The sequence below is a fragment of the Caloramator sp. ALD01 genome (assembly GCF_000472625.1).
In the GTDB taxonomy this organism is placed as follows: Bacteria; Bacillota; Clostridia; order Clostridiales; family Caloramatoraceae; genus Thermobrachium; species Thermobrachium proteoclasticum.
The window spans coordinates 1-16,116 of sequence record NZ_AXAA01000007.1 but is presented as its reverse complement, the minus strand read 5'-3'; the positions used below and the strand labels follow the sequence as shown (position 1 = coordinate 16,116).

Sequence of the window (16,116 nt, the reverse complement as noted above, 5' to 3'; positions counted from 1 at the left end):
TATGAGCAATAAGAATATTAAGGTTAAAGATTATATAATTAAATCTGCTGCAGACTTTTTTACACCTATCGGATTAGTCCTTGGACTTTATATAATTTTACACGGACACTTGAGCCCAGGCGGAGGTTTCCAGGGTGGTGTAATTGTTGCTTCAGCAGTAGTTTTAATCTACTTAGGTTATGGATATGAAAAATCATCAAGTACTTTTAAACCAAATATATTAAAAAAGAGTGAAGCAATAGGTGCATTGATGTATACATTCTTTGCGTTACTTGGTATATTTTATGCAGCAAATTTCTGTAGAAATGTATTCTTTAATATTGGAAATCCAGGCGATCTATTTAGTTCAGGTACAATATTTTTAATGAATGCAGCAGTTGGATATAAGGTTTTAACAGGCGTAGGATTTTTAATAATATTAATGTTTGGTTTATTAGGTAATAAAGAAGCATAGATAGGGGTGATTAAATGTTATTAATGAATTATATAACGTGTATAATTCTAATTGTATTAGGTTTATATACAATAGTTACAAAGAAAAACTTAATGAAAATTGTAATAGGAATGGGACTATTAGATTATGGTATAAACCTACTTCTTATAAGTGTAGGGTTTAAAGCAGGGGGTACAGCTCCTATATTTACAATAAATGAACTTGACAAAAGCTCCTTCTTCGTTGACCCTGTACCACAGGCATTAACACTTACATCAATAGTTATAGGTGCCTGTGTAACAGCTCTTGCTCTTGCATTAGTAGTTATGATTAACAAACATTATGGTACTCTTGATACCGATAAGGTAAGGAGGTTAAAAGGATGACACAACATTTGCCTATTTTATCTATAATTTCTTTGTTCATTGGAGCATTTATAGTAGCATTAATAAAAGAAAAAAATGAAATGCTAAGAAATACAATAGTATTAATTGCTACATTTTTATCATTTGTTTTTACAATAATGATGTACAGACCAATCATTCTTGAAGGAAACATATTAACGTATTGGATGGGAAATTGGGAGCCTATTAAAGACTGGGCTATTGGTATAGGTCTTGAAGTTGATCAATTAAGTTTATTCTTTGGTTTATTTATATCACTATCAATAGTTCTATCAGCACTTTATTCTTTTAGATATATTGAAAGGGAAACAGGAAAAGACAAGTACTATGTTTTATTCTTAATGATGTCAGCAAGTGTAATGGGTTTTATATTTACTGGAGACCTTTTCAATATGTATGTAATGATTGAAATTATGACTTTTGCATCAGTTGCTTTAACAGCATTTAGAAATGATAGACCAGAAGCGGTTGAGGCGGGTTTTAAATACATTGCTATTGGTTCTATCGGTTCTTCACTAATACTACTTGCAACTGTAATTATTTATGCACAATTCCATACATTAAATCTGGCACAACTTGCTGGTGAGTTATATAATAACTATACAGCTATAACTATTTTTGCACTTGCATTAATGATAGTTGGTTATGCTGTAAAGGTGTTTGCAGTTCCTACACATTTTGTTGCACCAGATGCTTATATGGTTGCCCCATCATCAATATCAATGCTATTTTCAGGAATAGTCAACAAAGCAGCTGTATATGGTATTTTAAGAATAATATATGTTGTATATCAAAGTATGAATTTATCATCAATGCAATTCTTATTAGTATTTTGGGGAACAGTAACTATGTTTATAGGTGTAACTATGGCTCTTGCCCAACACGACTTTAAAAGACTGTTGGCATTCCATAGTATATCCCAAATTGGTTATGTATTAACAGGTATAGGTTTAACTACTGCACTTGGTATAACAGGGGGATTGTACCACGCATTAAATCATACACTATTTAAAGGATTATTGTTCCTTTGTGCTGGTGCAGTATTCTATGCAACAGGAACTACCGACCTTGATAAACTTGGCGGACTTGCAAAAAGAATGCCACAAACTACTTTAATCTTTTTAATAGGTGCATTTTCAATAAGCGGTATACCACCATTTAATGGTTTTGTATCAAAGTGGATAATATATCAAGCATCATATGAAGCAGGATATGCACCTGTTACAATAATAGCATTAATTGTAAGTGTAATGACATTAGCTTCTTTTATAAAGGTTGCTCAATCTGCTTTCTTTGGACAATTACCAAAGGAATTTAAAAATGTTGAAGAAGTTCCACTTTCAATGAGAATTCCAATGTGGATTATGGCGATTTTATGTATTGTAGGTGGTATTGTGCCTTCAACTGTTACAAAATATTTAATTACACCAGCAGCAAATGCAGTTATGAATTCAGCAAAGTATGTTGAAGTTATGATGGGAAAAGAGTTTGCTTCAAAATTTTACAGTAATTTAGGAAGTGCTCCAGTTATTGATTATAAATTAGCAGGATACTGGCAACCAATTGCATGGCTAATTTTATTTGGAATACTACTCCTTGCATTTACATTAGTAGCAGTACTTGGTGGATTTAATCCAAAGAAGTTTAGCTATGCTGATGAGGAAGATGCAAAATATGACGTATTCTTTAGTGGTGAATCAGCTGAGTTTTCACACGTAGGTGGAAGTGACTTATTCTGGGGCTTAAAATATCAATTCAGACATTACTTTGATTTTATGCACAAAATTCATAGTGGATTGGTTAATGACTATGCCCTCTCTGTTGTATTAACAGCAGCAGTAATATTACTTTATGTATTTACTTTTGTTAGATAAGGAGGGACTGTAAGGTGGAATTACTAAAAACGATATTATATATATTGCTTTATCCAGGCTTGATATATTGTGTAATAGGGGGGTTAATATTATCAGGTATAGATAGAAAACTTCTTGCAAGAATGCAAAAAAGAATTGGTCCTCCGATATTACAGCCTTTTTATGATTTCTTTAAATTGCTTGGAAAAGAAACAATAGTGCCAAGAAATGCGGCAAAAAAAGCTTTTTTAGCTGCACCTGTAATAGGTTTAATAAGTTTAATTACAGTATCATTATTCATTCCTGTTTTTAAGTTTAGTCCATTTAGCACCTATGCTGATTTAATAGTTGTAATATATCTATTAACAATTCCTGCAGTGGCACTAATTGTTGGTGGTTCTGCATCAGGTTCACCTTATGCAGGGGTTGGTATATCAAGAGAAATGGTTGCTATAATATCCTATGAACTACCTATGGTAGTATCACTGCTTGCTATAGCTAAAAAGGTAGGATTAGCTTTAAATAATGGGGTAATGACATTTTCATTAGCACAAATAGTTGAATACCAAGCACAAAATGGCCCATTATTTACTAAGATATCTATTATACCAGCTTTTATTGCAATGCTTCTTGTAATTCCTTGTAAAGTAGGAAGCTTGCCATTTGATATTGCAGAAGCAGAAATAGAAATATGTGAAGGACCACTTGTTGAATATAGTGGAGCTCCGCTTGCAATATTTAAACTAAATCATGCTATAAAAATGCTTGTTATGACATCACTTTTTGTAACACTTTTCTTAAGTGGAGCAGGAACTGGTATTTTGGTAGTAGACGCTTTAATACAATTTATATTAATAATTATTGTTATGTTCTTCTCAATTACACTTTTAAAGGCCATAACAGCAAGATTAAGAGTTGAACAAACTTTAAAATTCTATTGGACTTACCCTACAGCCCTTGCATTTTTAAGTTTAATACTTGTTTATTTTGGGTTGTAATTTAGGAGGTGTTTAAATGTTTGAGAAGCTAATAGAGAAGGGACTTGAAAAATCAGCTTGGTTATATCATTTAAATACAGGTTCTTGTAATGGTTGTGATATTGAACTTGTGTCAGTTATAACTCCAAGATATGATGCTGAGAGATTTGGATTTAAAATTGCTGGTTCTCCAAGACACGCAGATATTATAGTGGTTTCAGGGCCAATAACATCTCAATCAAGAGATAGACTTATAAGAACTTTAGCACAGGTTCCAGATCCTAAGGTTGTTGTTTCATTAGGTTCATGCCCAAGATCCTGTAATGTATTTAATGGAAGCTATTGTGTAGAAGGTCCATTAGACAAATATACACCAATTGATGTATCAATTGCTGGTTGTCCTCCAAAACCAGAAGCAATAATGGCAGGACTTGTTAGAGCTGTTGAAATATTAAAGGAAAAAAGGAGGGCAATGAAATGAAATTCCCTTATTTAAAAGAAGCAGTAAAATCATTGTTTTCAAAGCCTTCAACTGAGAATTTTCCAAAGGAAGTAAAGGAAGCTCCAGAGGGCTATAGAGGAAAAATTGCCTTTTATCCTGAAAAATGTGTAAATTGTGGTATGTGTATTAGAGTATGTGCCCCAGGTGCAATTACAAGAACAATTGAGAAGGTTGAAGAAGGAGATAAAATAACATTCCAATTTTATATGGGACAATGTACCTTCTGTCAACTTTGCCAAGACTTCTGTGCGAGAAAAGCAATAGAATTAACAAAGGAATATATAATGATTGCTGAGGATGAGGAAGATTTAATGGTAAGAGGTACTTTTATTAAAAAGGCACCTCCTAAACCACCTGTACCACCAGCAAAACCAGCTACTCCAGCTGCCAATAATGTTGAAGCAAAAAAGGAAGAAGCGAAGTCTGAATAGTTTTTAGGCTGTTGACAAAATAGTCAACAGCCATTTTGTTAAAAAAAGTAATTTAAAAGCGAGAGTACATATTTAGAATTAAAATTAAAATAAAGTTTAAAATAAAAGAGAGAAAGTATTTGAAAATTTCATTATTTTAAGTTAAAATATAAAATGCGACTTTGAAAGGAGGAATAATATGATTACAAAGGAATATGTAGCATCTATAATTGACCACACAATACTAAAGGCTGAAACAACTCCTGAAGATGTAAAAAAGGTATGCAGTGAAGCAAAGGAAAATAATTTTGCTTCTGTATGCATTAATCCTTGCTATGTTAAGCTTGCAGCAGAAGAATTAAAGGGAACAAATGTAAAGGTTTGTACAGTAATTGGTTTTCCATTAGGAGCAAATTCATCAGATGTAAAAGCTTTTGAGACTAAAAAGGCTATAGAAGATGGTGCTCAAGAAGTTGATATGGTTATAAATATAGGAATGTTAAAGGCAAAGGAATATGAATATGTTAAAAAGGATATTGAAGCTGTAGTGAATGCTGCAAAGGGTAAAGCTTTAGTTAAAGTAATAATTGAAACTTGTTTATTAACTGATGAGGAAAAGGAAATAGCATGTAAGCTATCAGTTGAAGCAGGTGCAGATTTTGTGAAAACATCAACAGGATTTAGTAAATGGGGAGCTAAAGAAGAAGACGTAAGATTAATGAGAAGAGTTGTAGGAAGTGAAAAAGGCGTAAAGGCTTCAGGTGGAGTACATAGTTTTGAAGATGCAGTTAGAATGATTGAAGCAGGTGCAAATAGAATAGGTGCCAGCTCATCATTAAAGATAATAGGAAAGTCAAGTGAAGAAAAGGCATATTAATAAATTTTAAATTAAAAGTCCTCTATAGGAAAAATAGAGGACTTTTAATTTTTTTATCCTTAAAATTACAAATTCAGAATATTATATAATAAGTAAGGAGGTGAGCATATGTCACCAGTAAAAAAATTATCTGTAGAAGATTTAACAGTAAAATTTAATCTACCTAAATTTAAGAATACTTCAGAAATAAAACCAGAATACAAATTAATAGATCAAGATAGAGCAATCGATGCAATTAACTTTGCACTTGATATTCAACAGTTTGGCTACAATATATATGTTTGTGGATATGAAGGGATTGGAAAAAGGAGCTATTTAATTGATTTGTTAAAGAAAAGAGCAAAGGATGAAAAAACACCTTCTGATTGGATATATGTATATAACTTTGAGGATGTGTATAAGCCATTGGCTATAGAATTAAAGCCAGGTACAGCAAATATATTAAAAAACGATTTAAATCAATTTGTTGATGAATTATGTGAAGAAATTACAGAATTATTTAGTAGTGAAGAGTATGAGAAGAGAAGAAATGATTTGATAGACTATTATGAAAAAATGATTATAGATTTAGCAGATGAACTAAACGAAAAATCAAAGGAAAAAAAATTGATATTCAAATATACAAATGATGGCTTTGCCTTTATACCTATAAATTGTAATAATAAAGAAATGACTGAACAGGAATATATAGATTTGCCAGATGAAGAGAAAGAACAGATCAATAAAAATGTGAGTGATTTAAGAAATTTAGCATATGAAGTTTTAAGAAAGACAAAAGCTTTGAAAAAAAAAATGAACCAAAAACTTAAAGATTTAGAATTCAGCTTTTTTACATTGTATATAGAGGATAAAATTAGCTCCCTAATAGATAAATACAACTATAACGATAAGTTAGTAAAGTACTTTAATTCATTAAAAAATGATATTATAGATAATTTAGATGTGTTTATTGATATTGAAAATGTGGATAAGGATTTTTTGGAGGCATTTTTATCAAGATATGATGTAAATGTGTTTGTTAATAATTTAGGAGAAGGTGCACCTGTTATTATAGAAGAAACTCCAGAGTATCAGAAATTGATAGGACTAATTGAATATGAAAATAAATCTGGAAATTTAGTAACTGATTTTACAATGATACAACCTGGTAGTCTTCATTATGCAAATGGAGGATATCTTGTTGTTGACGCACGAAAATTGCTTGAAAGCTTTTGGGGGTATGAAGCATTAAAAAGAACTTTAATGTTAGGTAAAATTACAATTGAAAATTTTAAAAATCAACTTGATATAATACCTATTGAAAACTTAAAACCTGAAGCAATTCCTATTAAGACAAAAGTTATTATGATTGGAAGCCCAGAAATATATTATCTTTTATATAATTACGATGAGGATTTTAAAAAACTTTTCAAAATTAAAGCAGAATTTAATAACAAGATAAAAGATAATTATGATAATATAAATTGCTTTTTAAAGTTAATAAAATATTTAATTGATGAAAAAAAGTTTAAGGATATAACCTACGAGGGTGTACAGGAACTTGTTTATTATTCTAAAAAGCTTTCTGAGAATAAAAATTATTTAACGTCAAACATTTCGAATATTTTGGAAATTCTTGAACAAGCTAATCATATAGCAAAGAATAATAAGAGAAAGTTTATAGATCAAGATGACATCAAAGCTGCATTAATAAAGAAGGAGAAAAGGAATTCTCTAATTAGAGATGAAGTTATAGAACTATATGAAAATAATAAATATCTAATAGATGTTAAGGGCTACAAGGTAGGTCAAGTAAATGCATTATCAGTTATTGATTATGGAGATTATGAATTTGGAAGAGTAAATAGAGTTACTGTTAACACTTTTAGTGGAGTAGGTAATATTATTAATATTGATAGAGAGGTTGGTTTAAGTGGAAGTATATTTAATAAAGCTATATTAATTTTAACAGGTTATATAGGTGAACGATTTGGTAAGGTTAATAATTTATCATTTAATGCAAGTATATGTTTTGAACAAATGTATGGTGAAATTGATGGAGATAGTGCTACATTAGCTGAAACTGTAGCCTTAATATCAAGTTTAGCTGAAGTACCAATTAATCAGGGAATTGCAATAACAGGGTCAGTAAATCAAAAAGGTACTGTTCAAGCAGTTGGAGGTGTAAATACAAAAATAAGAGGATATTTTGATATTTGTAGGCTTTATGGATTAGATGGAACACAAGGTGTTATTATACCTGAATCAAATTTAGATGATTTAGTGCTTGATGATGATATAATTGAAGCTGTTAAAGAAAATATGTTTAGTATATATACAGTAACTAACGTTGAAGATTGCTTTGATATAATGCTTGAACCTACATTTAAGAAGGGAAGAAAGAATAAAAATTTTGATTTGATAGAAGAGAAAATTTTAAAAAGAATTGAAAAGTTAAAGGAAATAAAGGAGAAGAGTAAAAAAGAATAGGCTGCAAAGGCAGCCTATTTTTAAACATTGAAACGAAATACAATCACGTCTCCATCTTGCACAACATATTCTTTTCCTTCAAGTCTAATAAGTCCCTTTTCACGTGCAGCAGTTTCTGAACCACTTGAAACTAAATCCTCAAATGAAATTACTTCTGCACGTATAAATCCACGTTCAATATCTGAGTGTATTTTTCCTGCAGCCTGAGGAGCTTTAGTTCCTTTTCTTATTGTCCAAGCTCTAACTTCTTTTGGACCAGCTGTTAAGAAGCTAATTAAACCAAGTAAATCATAGCTGGCTCTAATTAACTTATTTAATCCAGGTTCTTCAAGTCCATAATCACTTAAAAATTCTTGTTTTTCATCATCGGATAGCATTGATATTTCTTCTTCAAGTTTTGCACAAAGAGGTATTACTTGCGAATTTTCAGCTTTTGCATATTCTATTACTTTATTTAATAATCTGTTATTGTCATATCCATTTATTATGTCATCTTCAGATAAATTTGCTACATACAGAACTGGCTTTGAGGTTAGTAAAAAATACTGCTTTAAAAATTCTCTCTCTTCATCAGTCATTTCAATAGTTCTTGCAGGTTTCATTTGTTCAAGATGTGCCTTTAGTCTTTCCATAAAATTGAGCTCCTCTTGAGCTTTTTTATCACCTGATCTTGCTGTTTTTCTTGTCTTATCTATTCTTCTATCAAGAACTTCCATATCAGAAAATATTAGTTCAAGATTTATTGTTTCAATATCTCTAATAGGGTCAACTGACCCTTCAACGTGAACAATGTTTGTATCTTCAAAACATCTAACAACGTGAACTATTGCTTCTACTTCTCTTATATGAGATAAAAACTTGTTACCAAGACCTTCACCTTTGCTTGCACCTCTTACTAAACCTGCTATGTCGTAAAACTCAACTATTGCAGGGGTAACCTTTTCTGGGTTATACATATTTGCAAGCACATCAAGTCTTTTGTCAGGTACAGCAACAACACCAACGTTTGGCTCAATTGTACAGAAGGGATAATTAGCTGATTCGGCACCAGCTTGAGTTATTGCATTAAAAAGAGTACTTTTACCAACATTTGGCAATCCTACAATACCAAGCTTCATATATATCTTCCTTTCTTTGTTTTCTATTAATTACACAAAATAAATTTTAGCAAAAGTAGGCTAATTTTTTCAAGTGTTAAAAAATAAAAGGCTGCTAATGCAGCCTTTGGTGCCGAAGGCGGGGGTCGAACCCGCACGGGTGTTACCCCACCGGATTTTGAGTCCGGCGCGTCTGCCAATTCCACCACTTCGGCAAGAACAATTTGATATTAGCATATTTATATATTTTTGTCAATAGATAAAATTGGTTATATTAATTATAAAAAAAGGCAGAATCATTTACTGCCTTTTTTTATTCTATTTGGTTTTGGTTTTGGACGACCTATAACAGGTTTTTGTTTTTCAATTTTAGCTAATCTTATTAATTCAAAATAAGTTAAGAAAAACACAACAAATAAAGTTGTTTGAAGAAGTTGTAGAGTAATTGATTTTATGTAATATGCTTTAAAAATAAATGGGAAAAATAATGTAAATCCAATCAATAGAAAAAGTAACCATTTTTTACCCTTAAAAAAATTAATTAAGTAGGGCTTTGACACATTAAAAATTGATAACGAAATTATAGTTAAAACAATAATTAAAAATATTTGATATAAAATCTGCATCTATAAATACCTCCCTTTCAATTATATTATATCAATATTTAAAAATATTTCTATAGCTAATAACTAATTGAAGAATATTTAATATAGTGTTATTATATTAAAAAAAGAAAATGGAGTGTGAATAGTAGATATGAGTAATAAACTGCTAATAATAGATGGTAATAGCTTAATGAATAGAGTTTTTTATGCGTTACCACCAATGAACAATAGCGAAGGGAAACATACTAATGCGGTCTATGGATTATCGGTAATTCTTTTAAAAATTATAAAAGATTTAAAACCTAATTATATTGCAGCAGCTTTTGATAAGAAGGCTCCAACTTTTAGGCATATTGAATATGAGGAATACAAAGCAGGTAGAAAAAAAATGCCTGATGAGCTTGCAGAACAATTTCCAATAGCAAAGGAATTGTTAAGAGCCTTTAATATAGGGATATATGAGATAGAAGGATATGAAGCCGATGATATTATTGGAACAATGAGTAGTAAATTTGAACAGGATGGTTTTGAAATATATATATTAACTGGGGATAGGGATTCTCTACAGTTAGTTTCAAATTCTACAAAGGTATTAATAACTAAAAAAGGCATTACTGATTTGGAAGTATATGATATAGAGGCTATTAGAGAAAAATATGGTTTTGATCCTATTAAAATAATTGATTTAAAGGGTTTAATGGGTGATACTTCAGATAATATACCTGGTGTACCTGGTATAGGTGAAAAAACTGCAATAAAATTATTAAGCGAATTTGGAAGTATTGAAAATATATATGAAAATATAGATAAAATAACGGCTAAAAAAGTAAAAGAAAATTTAATAAATAATAGAGAACAAGCTTTCTTGAGCAAAAAGTTGGCAACTATTAATAAAAATGTACCTATAAGTTTCAATCTTAATGAAATGAATATAGAAAACTATGATTATCAAAAAGTTATGGCTATATTTGAAGAATTGGATTTTAAGAGTTTAATTAATAAGATACCAAATGTTGAAGAACAAAAAAAGGAGGAAGTTAAAAAAGTTGAGCTAAATTTTAATATCGATGAATTAAAACTATTTTTAAAAAACAAAGGTGAAATTTATTTTTATTACATAAAAGAAGAGGATACATTAGTATTTGAAAATGGTTATGCAGTAAAAGGAAATCGTTTATGGGAATTTAAGACGTTATTTGAGGATAAAAATATTGAGAAAAATACATATGATGCAAAGGCATTATATAATAGGCTTATGGCCTATGGCATAAAGCTAAGGGGGCTTAAAAATGATTTAGGAATAATTTTATATCTTTTAAACCCATCAGATGATTTCTCATCAAATAATAAGGTAATTGCCAATATATTGAGGTTGAATGAAAATCAATTAACAAATGAGCATATACCAATTTTTATTGGTTTTATGAAGAATATAATTGAAGAAAAGCTAAAATTAATAAAGGAGTACTCCCTTGAAAAACTGTTATATGAGATAGAAATTCCATTGATTGAAGTTTTAGCATCAATGGAACATTATGGATTTAAGATAAACAAGGAAGTATTAAAAGATATAGGGTTTAAACTATCAGAAGAAATAGATAAATTGACTTCAGAGATTTATGACATAGCTGGTGAAGAATTTAATATTAATTCACCAAAGCAATTAGGGGTTATTTTATTTGAAAAATTAAATTTACCAGTTATTAAAAAGACAAAAACAGGATACTCAACCAATGCTGAAGTACTTGAAGAATTAAGGGATAAACACGAAATTGTATCAAAGATTATAACATATAGACAACTTGTAAAACTTAAGACAACATATATCGATGGATTAATGAATGCAGTACAAGCAGATGGAAAGATTCATTCGAATTTTAATCAGATGATAACTGCTACAGGAAGAATATCAAGTACTGAGCCTAATCTTCAAAACATACCTATAAAATTAGAACAGGGAAGAGAAATTAGACGTGCCTTCGAACCTGAAAATAATAATTATGTAATTTTAACAGCTGATTATTCTCAAATAGAATTGAGATTGCTTGCACATATTTCAGGTGATGAAAATTTAATTGAGTCCTTTAAAAATGGTGAGGATATACATAAAAGAACAGCATCAGAGGTCTTTAATATACCAATTGATGAAGTTACAGCAATACAAAGAAGTAGAGCAAAAGCTATCAATTTTGGCATAGTGTATGGATTAAGTGATTTTGGATTGGCACAGGATTTAAAAATTACAAGAAAGGAAGCAAAGGAATATATAGAAAATTATTTTGCAAGATATACTGGAGTTAGAAAATATCTTGGTGATGTAATAAAAAGAGCAAAAGAAAATGGGTATGTAAAGACAATATTTAATAGAATAAGGTTTATACCTGAAATTAATTCATCAAACAGAAATATAAGGATGCTTGGAGAAAGACTAGCAATGAATACTCCAATACAGGGTTCAGCAGCTGATATAATTAAAATTGCAATGGTAAATGTTTATAGAAAGTTAGAAGAATTGGGATTAAAATCAAGAATTATTTTACAAGTTCACGATGAATTGGTTTTAGAAGTTCATAAAGAAGAAATAGAAGAAGTGGAGAAAATAGTGAAATTTGAAATGGAGAATTGTGTTGAGTTAAAGGTTCCACTAATTGTAGATATAAAATGGGCAAATAACTGGTACGAAGCTAAGTAGGTGATTTTATGAAAATAATTGGATTAACTGGAGGAATTGCCTCTGGTAAATCTACAGTTTCTAATTACTTAATTTTAAAGGGATTAGATGTTATAGATGCAGATTTAATTTCAAGAGAGATTTATCAGATTGGGGAAAAAGCATATAAAATTGTAGTAGATGTGTTTGGTAAAGGTATCCTAAATGAAGATTTAACAATCAATAGGAAAAAACTTGGACAAATTGTATTTAGTAATAATGAACAATTGAAAAAATTAAATGAGATTACTCATCCGATTATTTTTGAAAAAATTAAAAAAAGAGTATATGAAATTAATAAAATGAACAAAAGAGTATGTATAATCGACGCAGCACTTTTGTTTGAAAGTAATTGGTATAATATATGCGATATTAAATGGCTTGTTTATGTTGATAAAATAACACAAATTAAAAGGCTAATTGAAAGAGATAAAATAAGTGAAGAGGATGCAGTTAAGAGGATAAGTGTCCAAATGCCTATTGAGGAAAAAATAAAATTGGCGGATTTTATAATTAATAATTCAGGAGATTTAAGATATACTTATGAGCAAGTAGACATATTATTAAACATAGCACTTAATGGAGGAAGTAATGAATAAAGTTTTAAGGCTTTTATGCTTAATATTAATTGTATTGATGGCAATAAACCATAAAGCGATTTTAAGAAGTATTTTTCCTTTAAAGTATAATAATCTGGTTTATAAGTATTCCAAACAATATAATATCGATTCAATGTTGGTTTTTGCAGTAATTAAAGCAGAAAGCAACTTTAATGAAAATGCAGTATCCAAAAAAGGAGCTGTTGGGCTTATGCAAATTACTCCAAAAACAGGGGAGTATATTGCTGATTTAATCGATGATAAAACTTATGAGAGTGAAAAATTATTTGAGCCAGAATTCAACATAAAATATGGATGTTTTTATTTGAGGAGAATGATAAATCAATATGATGGGAATATAGAGCTTGCACTTATGGCATATAATGCAGGCTCTACAAATGTTAACCGATGGATTCAGATGTTTGGAAAAGATTTTGATGTTGATTTAATTCCGTTTAATGAAACAAAAAATTATGTAAAAAAAATAAAAAAATACTATAAATTATATCAATATATTTATACGGATATTGACATTTAGTTATTAAAATGTTAATATAAATGTGTAAGCGGAGATGGCGGAATCGGCAGACGCGCACGTTTGAGGGGCGTGTGGGTATCCCGTGCGGGTTCAAGTCCCGCTCTCCGCACCAATGGTGATAAAAAAGGCCTTTGTCAAAGGGCCTTTTATTTTTGGCTCTTTGTCAATTGTTGGGGCGGGTATTCGATTAGAATGCCTGTCCTTTCTTGTTTGAAAATTATTTAAGAAAGAAGGCTGTATTTTGGAGTGTATCCTTTAAAAATTGTAAAATAAAAAACTAATGCAATTTGGAATTTAAAATTGGTTATTATAATTTTTTAACTATAAAAAACATAATGTTTGTTGTTAAAAACATAGAAGGAATTTTTATTTTTTTGAAGAATTAATAAAATATAAATTATTTTTAGGTGATAATATGATACCAATTTTAATAAATGAGGGAGAATTAACCATAAAATCAATAAACAAAAAGGACTTAAATAGTATATACAATTTTTTAAAAGAACTAAACGGTAAGCATAAATTGTATTACGACAATGATTTGAGTTTTGATTATATTAAAAAAAGGTATATTGAGACTCTAATAAATTCTATGGAATATTTTTGTGGTATATACAGCCAAAATGAGTTAATTGGTATTTTAAAGGGGAGATTAGAAGTAAAGGGAGAACTGGAATCTTGGCTAATGGCTCTTTATTTAAAGAAAAATTTATTACAAAAAGAAGAAGGAAATTTGATATTAAAAAATTTTGAAGAATACTTATACCACGTGTATAATGTTAGGGTTTTTAATGTAATTGTAAATGATAGGTGTGAATGTGATGAATTCTGGGAAAAAAATGGATATAATTTCAATCGAAAATTAAATTATCAAGATAGAGTATTTAATTCATATATATATACAAAAAGAAGGGGAGGATAATATGGATTATAATACTAATTGGTATTATGATAAAAAAATTGAAAGGACAAAAAAAGCACTGGAGAAAAATAACTATGAAGTATATGTTGTAGATAATGTTGAAGAAATGAAGGAGAAGGTTTTAGAATTAATACAAGATAAAAGCAAAGTGTCCTTTGGTGGTTCAATGACTTTAGTTAATTCAGGGATATTAGAGGATTTAAGGAAAAAGGATATAGTATTTTTAGATAGATATAAAGAAGGTTTAACAGGAGATGAGATAGGTAATTTATATAGAGAAACTTTTTTTGCTGATTATTACATAACAAGCAGCAATGCTGTAACTGAAAATGGGGAGTTAGTTAATCTTGATGGAACAGGCAATAGAGTTGCAGCTATGATTTTTGGACCTAAGAAGGTTATAGTTTTAGTAGGTAAGAATAAAATTGTCAAGGATTTAGATGAGGCATATGATAGAGTGAGAAACTATGCTTCTCCTATTAATGCAAAAAGGTTAAATAGGCGAACCCCTTGTTGTGAAACCGGATATTGTATGGATTGTAATTCAAGCGATAGAATATGTAATCATTATGTGGTTACCTATAGACAAAATATAAAGGGAAGAGGAATAGTAATAATTGTTAAAGAAGATTTAGGTTACTAATGTTGAAGTTTTAATTTTTTTATAGTATAATATTTATTGTATAAATTATTAATTGCCGAATCTCCATTGGAGTACGGAGGAACCAATAATTGGGGTGAAGCTATTTATTAGCGGGGATACCTTCTCCCTAACCCGTCAGCTAACTCCGGAGGCGAAGAAGGGATGGTGTATTGGATGTTAAACAAAAAAATGCTGTCAGTAACTTTATCATTAACGTTGATATTGGCCTCAGCTTTAAATGTTGATGTACAAGCAGCAAAAACAACAAAGCAAAATAAAAGGGTTGTTGTGCAAAAGAAAACTAATAAGAAGGTAAGTGTAAAAAATAATAAAAAGACAATTAAAAGAACTGCATCAAGGGGTAGAATATATTCAAGAGGTTCAGGAGCAGTGCTTGCTGTAGGAAATCTCGAGGAAGTTGAGGACATTGCAAAGTCATTGCTTGGAGTAAGGTATGTTTATGGTGGAACATCAACAAGTGGATTAGACTGTTCAGGTTTTGTGCAGTATGTTTATAAACAGCTGGGGGTAATTTTACCAAGAACAGCGAGTCAGCAGGCAAGAGTAGGATTAGCTGTGTCAAAGGATAATCTTAGAAAAGGTGACCTTGTGTTTTTTGAAACAGTAAGTTCGGGCATCTCTCACGTTGGAATTTATTTAGGTGATGGAAAGTTCATACATGCATCATCAACTAAAAAAGGTGTTACCATATCATCATTAGATTCAGGATATTATAGCGAAAGATATAGAGGAGCAGTTAGAATTTTAAAATAAAGCCTATTAAAGGCTTTATTTTTTTGGCTCTTTGTCAATTGTTGGGGCGGGTATTCAATTAGAATGCCTGTCCTTTCTTGTTTGAGAGTGATTTTATAAAGATAGGTTGGATGGGGGAGAGTCCCCTGCAAAAAATTGCAGGACAAAAAGACCAACGGGAGTTGGTTTTCTAAAATTTGGTATTATAATTTACTTTAATTACAGCAATGAAGAATTCTATTTCTAAACCTATCAAAGTTTTTAAAGCCGAAGGCATTTCTTTTAATAACTTTAATTTTGTTATTAAAGCCTTCAGTACAAGCA

At 30.1% G+C, this 16,116-nt stretch carries 17 protein-coding genes, 2 tRNA genes and 1 riboswitch; of the genes, 15 read left to right on the top strand and 4 right to left on the bottom strand.

Annotated features, from left to right (window positions below; all coding sequences use genetic code 11):
- Position 1 precedes the first annotated feature (1 nt).
- The 8 genes from A3M9_RS0104850 (at position 2) to A3M9_RS0104815 (ending at position 7,925) form a co-directional block, all read left to right on the top strand.
- Positions 2-454, top strand: a complete 453-nt coding sequence (locus A3M9_RS0104850; RefSeq protein WP_027308215.1) for an MnhB domain-containing protein — start codon at positions 2-4, stop codon at positions 452-454.
- Positions 455-468: 14 nt separating this feature from the next.
- Positions 469-819, top strand: a complete 351-nt coding sequence (locus tag A3M9_RS0104845; RefSeq protein WP_027308214.1) for a sodium:proton antiporter — start codon at positions 469-471, stop codon at positions 817-819.
- Positions 816-2,711 (top strand): proton-conducting transporter membrane subunit, encoded by a 1,896-nt coding sequence (locus A3M9_RS13215; protein WP_051350602.1) that lies wholly within the window; start codon positions 816-818, stop codon positions 2,709-2,711. The genes A3M9_RS0104845 and A3M9_RS13215 overlap by 4 nt, the downstream gene beginning before the upstream one ends.
- A 14-nt stretch (positions 2,712-2,725) precedes the next feature.
- The gene (locus A3M9_RS0104835) at positions 2,726-3,688 is read left to right on the top strand and encodes a respiratory chain complex I subunit 1 family protein (RefSeq protein ID WP_027308213.1); all 963 of its coding nucleotides are present in this window, start codon (positions 2,726-2,728) and stop codon (positions 3,686-3,688) included.
- 16 nt (positions 3,689-3,704) lie between these two features.
- A complete protein-coding gene (locus A3M9_RS0104830) occupies positions 3,705-4,148 on the top strand; it encodes an NADH-quinone oxidoreductase subunit B family protein (RefSeq protein WP_027308212.1) in 444 nt (147 codons plus the stop codon).
- On the top strand, positions 4,145-4,600 hold the full coding sequence (locus A3M9_RS13210; RefSeq protein ID WP_051350601.1) for a 4Fe-4S dicluster domain-containing protein: 456 nt from the start codon (positions 4,145-4,147) through the stop codon (positions 4,598-4,600). Before A3M9_RS0104830 ends, A3M9_RS13210 begins: the two co-directional genes overlap by 4 nt.
- 178 nt (positions 4,601-4,778) lie before the next feature.
- Positions 4,779-5,456, top strand: a complete 678-nt coding sequence (gene deoC / locus A3M9_RS0104820; RefSeq protein WP_027308211.1) for a deoxyribose-phosphate aldolase — start codon at positions 4,779-4,781, stop codon at positions 5,454-5,456.
- 108 nt (positions 5,457-5,564) lie between these two features.
- Entirely contained in the window at positions 5,565-7,925 is a 2,361-nt protein-coding gene (locus A3M9_RS0104815; protein ID WP_027308210.1) for a Lon protease family protein, read from the top strand.
- A gap of 20 nt (positions 7,926-7,945) precedes the next feature.
- Here the strand turns inward: A3M9_RS0104815 and ychF are convergent, their stop codons facing one another.
- The 3 genes from ychF to A3M9_RS0104800 all read right to left on the bottom strand — a co-directional run bounded on the left by ychF (position 7,946) and on the right by A3M9_RS0104800 (position 9,648).
- On the bottom strand, positions 7,946-9,043 hold the full coding sequence (gene ychF / locus A3M9_RS0104810; protein ID WP_027308209.1) for a redox-regulated ATPase YchF: 1,098 nt from the start codon (positions 9,041-9,043) through the stop codon (positions 7,946-7,948).
- Between the two features lie 107 nt (positions 9,044-9,150).
- Positions 9,151-9,237 (bottom strand) — tRNA-Leu (locus A3M9_RS0104805).
- Positions 9,238-9,318: 81 nt separating this feature from the next.
- On the bottom strand, positions 9,319-9,648 hold the full coding sequence (locus A3M9_RS0104800) for a hypothetical protein (protein ID WP_027308208.1): 330 nt from the start codon (positions 9,646-9,648) through the stop codon (positions 9,319-9,321).
- Positions 9,649-9,778: 130 nt separating this feature from the next.
- Here A3M9_RS0104800 and polA point away from each other — a divergent pair, with 130 nt between their 5' ends.
- From polA to A3M9_RS0104760, 7 genes are all read left to right on the top strand, one after another.
- Positions 9,779-12,319, top strand: coding sequence for a DNA polymerase I (polA, locus tag A3M9_RS0104795; RefSeq protein ID WP_027308207.1), 2,541 nt, complete (start codon positions 9,779-9,781; stop codon positions 12,317-12,319).
- An 8-nt stretch (positions 12,320-12,327) separates the two neighbouring features.
- Positions 12,328-12,936, top strand: coding sequence for a dephospho-CoA kinase (gene coaE / locus A3M9_RS0104790; protein WP_027308206.1), 609 nt, complete (start codon positions 12,328-12,330; stop codon positions 12,934-12,936).
- Positions 12,929-13,474, top strand: a complete 546-nt coding sequence (locus tag A3M9_RS0104785) for a lytic transglycosylase domain-containing protein (RefSeq protein ID WP_027308205.1) — start codon at positions 12,929-12,931, stop codon at positions 13,472-13,474. The genes coaE and A3M9_RS0104785 overlap by 8 nt, the downstream gene beginning before the upstream one ends.
- A gap of 28 nt (positions 13,475-13,502) precedes the next feature.
- Positions 13,503-13,586 (top strand) — tRNA-Leu (locus A3M9_RS0104780).
- Between the two features lie 303 nt (positions 13,587-13,889).
- Complete coding sequence (locus A3M9_RS0104770; RefSeq protein WP_027308204.1) at positions 13,890-14,396, top strand: GNAT family N-acetyltransferase; 507 nt, start codon at positions 13,890-13,892, stop codon at positions 14,394-14,396.
- A 1-nt stretch (position 14,397) separates the two neighbouring features.
- The gene (locus A3M9_RS0104765; protein ID WP_027308203.1) at positions 14,398-15,039 is read left to right on the top strand and encodes a lactate utilization protein; all 642 of its coding nucleotides are present in this window, start codon (positions 14,398-14,400) and stop codon (positions 15,037-15,039) included.
- 43 nt (positions 15,040-15,082) lie between these two features.
- Positions 15,083-15,208: riboswitch (cyclic di-AMP (ydaO/yuaA leader) on the top strand.
- 5 nt (positions 15,209-15,213) lie between these two features.
- Entirely contained in the window at positions 15,214-15,813 is a 600-nt protein-coding gene (locus A3M9_RS0104760; protein ID WP_242826180.1) for a C40 family peptidase, read from the top strand.
- A 194-nt stretch (positions 15,814-16,007) separates the two neighbouring features.
- On the opposite strand, the gene A3M9_RS14395 is transcribed toward A3M9_RS0104760, so the two are convergent.
- On the bottom strand, positions 16,008-16,116 hold a 109-nt coding region (locus A3M9_RS14395), incomplete at its 5' end, for a transposase (protein WP_156897870.1).

Bases quoted from the DNA above. Each gene is read 5' to 3' on its own strand.
- coaE (WP_027308206.1), top strand. From the start codon at position 12,328: ATGAAAATAATTGGATTAACTGGAGGAATTGCCTCTGGTAAATCTACA.
- A3M9_RS0104850 (WP_027308215.1), top strand. From the start codon at position 2: ATGAGCAATAAGAATATTAAGGTTAAAGATTATATAATTAAATCTGCT.
- A3M9_RS0104830 (WP_027308212.1), top strand. From the start codon at position 3,705: ATGTTTGAGAAGCTAATAGAGAAGGGACTTGAAAAATCAGCTTGGTTA.
- polA (WP_027308207.1), top strand. From the start codon at position 9,779: ATGAGTAATAAACTGCTAATAATAGATGGTAATAGCTTAATGAATAGA.
- A3M9_RS0104815 (WP_027308210.1), top strand. From the start codon at position 5,565: ATGTCACCAGTAAAAAAATTATCTGTAGAAGATTTAACAGTAAAATTT.
- A3M9_RS0104845 (WP_027308214.1), top strand. From the start codon at position 469: ATGTTATTAATGAATTATATAACGTGTATAATTCTAATTGTATTAGGT.
- ychF (WP_027308209.1), bottom strand. From the start codon at position 9,043: ATGAAGCTTGGTATTGTAGGATTGCCAAATGTTGGTAAAAGTACTCTT.
- A3M9_RS13215 (WP_051350602.1), top strand. From the start codon at position 816: ATGACACAACATTTGCCTATTTTATCTATAATTTCTTTGTTCATTGGA.
- A3M9_RS13210 (WP_051350601.1), top strand. From the start codon at position 4,145: ATGAAATTCCCTTATTTAAAAGAAGCAGTAAAATCATTGTTTTCAAAG.
- A3M9_RS0104770 (WP_027308204.1), top strand. From the start codon at position 13,890: ATGATACCAATTTTAATAAATGAGGGAGAATTAACCATAAAATCAATA.
- A3M9_RS0104765 (WP_027308203.1), top strand. From the start codon at position 14,398: ATGGATTATAATACTAATTGGTATTATGATAAAAAAATTGAAAGGACA.
- deoC (WP_027308211.1), top strand. From the start codon at position 4,779: ATGATTACAAAGGAATATGTAGCATCTATAATTGACCACACAATACTA.
- A3M9_RS0104760 (WP_242826180.1), top strand. From the start codon at position 15,214: ATGTTAAACAAAAAAATGCTGTCAGTAACTTTATCATTAACGTTGATA.
- A3M9_RS0104785 (WP_027308205.1), top strand. From the start codon at position 12,929: ATGAATAAAGTTTTAAGGCTTTTATGCTTAATATTAATTGTATTGATG.
- A3M9_RS0104800 (WP_027308208.1), bottom strand. From the start codon at position 9,648: ATGCAGATTTTATATCAAATATTTTTAATTATTGTTTTAACTATAATT.